Source organism: Mycobacterium sp. TH-M15 (assembly GCF_057473705.1).
The window spans coordinates 1-4,570 of the sequence record NZ_JBYCLB010000077.1 but is presented as its reverse complement, the minus strand read 5'-3'; the positions used below and the strand labels follow the sequence as shown (position 1 = coordinate 4,570).

The window sequence follows — 4,570 nt, the reverse complement described above, 5'->3', positions numbered from 1 at the left end:
CGGTTGAGCCGCGCGACCACACTCAAGAGATCGGCTCCCAGGCTGGCCCGCGGCCGGGTGCCGGCCGGGTCAGGGCGGGAAACCATGCCGGCATTGTTACATAGACTTGCTAACCACATCAATCGGGCACGCGGGCCGATCACCCGGGCGGCAGTGGCCGGAGCCGGCGCCGTCGGCTGGCAGAATCGGTCCAATGATCGCAACCGCGCCGGTGAGCCCGGCCGCGCCGGCCCGGTCATTGAACTCGGGCCAGATGGCGCAGGCATCGGTGATGGCCGCGTTGTGCGCCGCGACGGCGATCATCTCGGCGATCCTGCCGTTCGCCGGCGGGCTGGCGGTGTTGGGCACCGTGCCGATGGGGCTGGTGGCCTACCGCTACCGGATTCGGGTGCTGATCACCGCGACGGTGGCGGCCGGGACCATCGCGTTCCTGATCGCCGGGGTGGGCGGAGTCATGGCGGTGATCAACTGTGCCTATGTCGGTGGGCTGACCGGGGTGATCAAACGTTGGCGTCGAGGACTGCCGGCCGTGGTCGCGGCCTCGCTGGTGGCCGGGGTGGCGCTGGGCGGCGCGGCGGTGCTGGTGCTGACCGTGCTCTCCCGGCTGCGGCACCTGACCTTCGAGGCGATCAGCGCCAACGCCGACGGAACCGCGAAGTTCCTCGAAGGGGCCGCATCCGCCGTCGACCGGGCCAGGACGGCGACCGGGCAGCCGGAGGCGCTGCCGGCGCTGGTGAAGCTGGCCGACAATCTGCGGGTCACCGCTGAGCAGGTGCGCAACGTGGTCGGGCTGGCGCTGCAGTACTGGCAGCTGCTGGTGCTCGCGGACATCGTGCTGACGGTCGTGGGTGTCTCGCTGATCGGCTGGTGGGCGTTGTCGCGGGTGCTGACCCGGCTGCACGGTGTTCCCGACGTGCACAAGCTGGACACCCCGAGCGAGGGCGCGCCGATCGCGCCGGTCCCAGTGCTGCTGGACCAGGTGCGGTTCCGCTACCCGGAGACCGAACACGACGCCCTGGGCCCGGTCAGCCTGGAGGTGCACCCCGGTGAGCACCTGGCGATCACCGGCGCCAACGGCTCCGGGAAGACAACGTTGATGCTGATTCTGGCCGGCCGCGAACCGACCGGGGGGATCGTCCACCGGCCCGGCGCCGTCGGCCTGGGCGAACCGGGTGGCACCGCCGTCGTGCTCCAGCACCCGGAGAGCCAGGTACTCGGCACCCGGGTCGCCGACGACGTGGTGTGGGGGCTGCCGCCGGGCACCGTCACCGACGTCGACGGGCTGCTCGGCGAGGTCGGTCTGGCCGGTTTCGCCGAACGCGACACCGGCGGGCTCTCCGGCGGTGAGCTGCAGCGGCTGGCGGTGGCCGCGGCACTGGCCCGGGAGCCGGCGCTGCTGATCGCCGACGAAGTCACCTCGATGGTGGACCCGGTGGGCCGGGAGGTGCTGCTGCGGGTGCTCTCCGGGCTCACCGAGCGGCACCGGACGTCGCTGGTGCACATCACCCACTACGTCGCCGAGGCCGACTCCGCCGACCGCAGAATCGACTTGAGCAGCTCCGGGGACAACACTGAGATGGTGCAGACGGCCGCGGTTCCGGTGAGCGGACCCGCCGTCGCCGCCGCGCGGCCGGCGCTGCCCCCGGTGTTCGACCTGCGCGGGGTGGGTCACGAGTACGGCAGCGGCACCCCGTGGGCCAACATCGCCCTGCAAGACATCAGCTTCACCGTGGCCGAGGGTGACGGGCTGCTGATCCACGGCGGCAACGGCTCCGGCAAGTCGACCCTGGCCTGGATCATGGCCGGGCTGACGGTCCCGACCGCCGGAACATGTCTGCTCGGAGGTCGCCCGGCCGCCGAACAGGTGGGCGCGGTGGCGCTGTCGTTTCAAGCGGCCCGCCTGCAATTGATGCGCAGCCACGTCGGGCTCGAGGTGGCCACGGCAGGCGGCTTCCCGGAGCGCGACCAGCACCGGGTCGCGCATGCCCTGTCGCTCGTCGGCCTGGATCCGGCACTGGCCCGACGACGGATCGACCAGCTCAGCGGCGGCCAGATGCGGCGGGTGGTGCTGGCCGGCCTGCTGGCCCGCTCACCCCGGGCGCTGATCCTCGACGAGCCGCTCGCCGGCCTGGACGCCGCCAGTCAGCGCGGGCTGCTCCGGCTGCTGGAGCACCTGCGTCGAGACACCGGGTTGACCGTCGTGGTCATCTCGCATGACTTCGCCGGGCTCGAGTCGTTGTGTCCACGGACCCTGCACCTGCGGGACGGCGCGCTGGTCGACGAACCAGCGGTGACCGGGGGCGCCTCATGAGCGAGTCCGCTCCGTCGACCCCGGCCCGCCGCCCGGCGCGGCCGGTGGTGCTGCTGCGCCCGGTCCCGGGCGACTCCGCGGTGCACCGGCTGTGGGCGGGTACCAAACTCATCGCCGTTTTCGCGATCTCGGTGCTGTTGACCTTCTATCCGGGCTGGGCCTCAATCGGCCTGGTGGCGCTGCTGGTGCTGATCGCCGTGCGGACCGCGCGCATTCCGCGCGGTGCGTTGCCGTCGGTGCCCGGCTGGCTGTGGGTGCTGATGGGCATCGGTGGCTTCACCGCGGCGCTGGCGGCCGGTGCGCCGGTGGTCCAGTTCGGCTCAGTCGGTGTCGGGCTGGGCGGACTGCTGAAGTTCCTGCGCATCACCACCCTGTCGGTGGTGCTGCTGGGCCTGGGGGCGATGGTGTCATGGACTACCAATGTCGCCGAAATCGCGCCCGCAGTAGCGACTCTGGGACGGCCACTGCGGCTGCTGCGGATTCCGGTCGACGAGTGGGCGGTCGCTTTGGCGTTGGCGCTGCGGGCGTTCCCGATGCTGATCGACGAGTTCCGGGTGCTCTACGCCGCCCGGCGGCTGCGGCCCAGGCAGCGGCTGCACGGCAGAAGTCGGCTGCGTCAGGGCGCGGTCGACGTGATCGACCTGGTCGCCGCGGCGATCACGGTGACCCTGCGTCGCGCGGACGAGATGGGCGATGCGATCACCGCCCGCGGCGGCATCGGCCAGATCTCCGCGGCACCGTCCCGGCCGAAGCTCGCCGACTGGGTGGCGCTGGCGATCATCGGCGTGGTCTGCGGGGCGGCGCTGGCGCTCGAGCTGACCGTGTTGCCCACCAGCCGGTGACCGACCCGATACGGCTGTCAACTGCATACCGCGACCAGGGGAGTGCGATGCCGCTGTTCGGAGAGCGAAAGCCCCAGCCGGGGGGAGCGAGCCGCTACGAGGCGCCGCCGCTCGACCACACCGGCGGTGGGCCGACCAAGCCCAGCCGGCCCCGGCGGACCCGGCCGAAACAGACTCGGCCGCAACGGACCCGGGTCTCGCCGGCGCCGGTGTCGTCGGAACCCCGGCCGCCCGACCGGCTCACGCCCGAGGAGGTGCGCAACGTGGCCTTCGGCAAGCCGAAGATCGGCAGACGCGGCTACGACGAGGACCAGGTCGACGCGTTTCTGGACCGCGTCGTCGCCGAGTTGCAGCACCGGGGCGCCGGCGCGGACGGTTAGCGCTGCGCGGCGTCGTTGGCCGCCGCCTCGGCCCGGCGCAGGGTGTCGGCGACATCGGTTCGGCCCAGGAACATCTCGTCGAAGAACGGTTTGAGCGCCTGGTCGCCGGCCGGGAAGCCGGCCCCGCCCGGCGCCGGGATGCGTGGGCCGCCCAGCACCGCGAAGAACGGGCTGACATCGACATGCCTGGCGCGCCAGTGGTCGAAGTAGGCGCGCTGCGCGGCCCGGTTCGCCGGGATGGCGCTGCCCCGCCGGCCCAGGTACGCGTTGCCCGGCGCACTGCCCATCCAGGACAGCACCGCGCGCACCGCGTCGGGGTGCGCGGTGGCGGCGTTTCCGGCGGCGGCGATGCCGTTGGTGACGCTGACCCGGCCCGCGGGACCGGCCGGCAGCATCGCCACCCCCCAGCGGAAGCCGGCCTGTTCGGCGACCGCGGCCAGGTTGTAGGTGCCCGACTGGAAGAGCGCCATCTTGCCGGCCAGGAACTGGTTGCGGGAGAAGTCGCTGTTGTCGTTGGTCGCCCCGGCCGGCGGCGCGACGTGGTCGTGGTTGATCAGTGCCACCAGGTACTCGAATGCGCCGATCGCTGGCGGATTGTCGAACGCGAACCGGCCCTCGCGCTGGAACACCCCGCCCGCCGACCCGATGTAGTTCAGGTAGATGCCCTGCGGGTCGTTGCCGGCGTTGTACCCCCATTGCCGGACCCGGCGTGCGTCGAACCCCGGAGCGTCCGCGCGGTGTCCGTCGGCGTCGACGGTGAGCCGGGCCAGCAGCGGGCGAAGCGTGTCCGGGCCATCCGGATTCCAGTTCAGCGCCGCCAGGCTCGCCGGGCCGACGCCCGCGGCGGCGAGCAGGTCCGCGTTGTAGTACACCGCGATGCCGGCGTCGGTCAGCTGCGGCACCGCCCAGAGCACGCCGTCGCGGGTGAACTGGTCGACGACCGGTGCCTCCCAATCGGGTGACGCCGCACCGACGTCCAGCAGTCGGCCGCTGTCGGCGAAGTCGGGCAGATAGCCGTTGGAGAGCCAGAAGATGTC

3 protein-coding genes and 1 pseudogene are annotated in these 4,570 nt (G+C 72.3%); 3 read left to right on the top strand and 1 reads right to left on the bottom strand.

Annotated features, from left to right (window positions below):
- Positions 1–193: 193 nt before the first annotated feature.
- The 3 genes and pseudogenes from AC2VNT_RS01950 to AC2VNT_RS01940 form a co-directional block, all read left to right on the top strand.
- A complete protein-coding gene (locus AC2VNT_RS01950) occupies positions 194–2,311 on the top strand; it encodes an ATP-binding cassette domain-containing protein (protein ID WP_486945252.1) in 2,118 nt (705 codons plus the stop codon).
- Positions 2,308–3,153, top strand: a complete 846-nt coding sequence (locus AC2VNT_RS01945) for a CbiQ family ECF transporter T component (protein ID WP_486945251.1) — start codon at positions 2,308–2,310, stop codon at positions 3,151–3,153. The genes AC2VNT_RS01950 and AC2VNT_RS01945 overlap by 4 nt, the downstream gene beginning before the upstream one ends.
- Positions 3,154–3,362: 209 nt before the next feature.
- Positions 3,363–3,503: pseudogene (locus tag AC2VNT_RS01940) on the top strand (DivIVA domain-containing protein); the annotation flags it as partial.
- A 26-nt stretch (positions 3,504–3,529) separates the two neighbouring features.
- Here AC2VNT_RS01940 and AC2VNT_RS01935 read toward each other — a convergent pair.
- Positions 3,530–4,570, bottom strand: a 1,041-nt coding sequence (locus tag AC2VNT_RS01935; protein WP_486945250.1) for an extracellular solute-binding protein, incomplete at its 5' end; no start/stop codon positions are given.

Coding starts and splice junctions, on each gene's coding strand:
- AC2VNT_RS01945 (WP_486945251.1), top strand. CDS start 2,308: ATGAGCGAGTCCGCTCCGTCGACCCCGGCCCGCCGCCCGGCGCGGCCG.
- AC2VNT_RS01950 (WP_486945252.1), top strand. CDS start 194: ATGATCGCAACCGCGCCGGTGAGCCCGGCCGCGCCGGCCCGGTCATTG.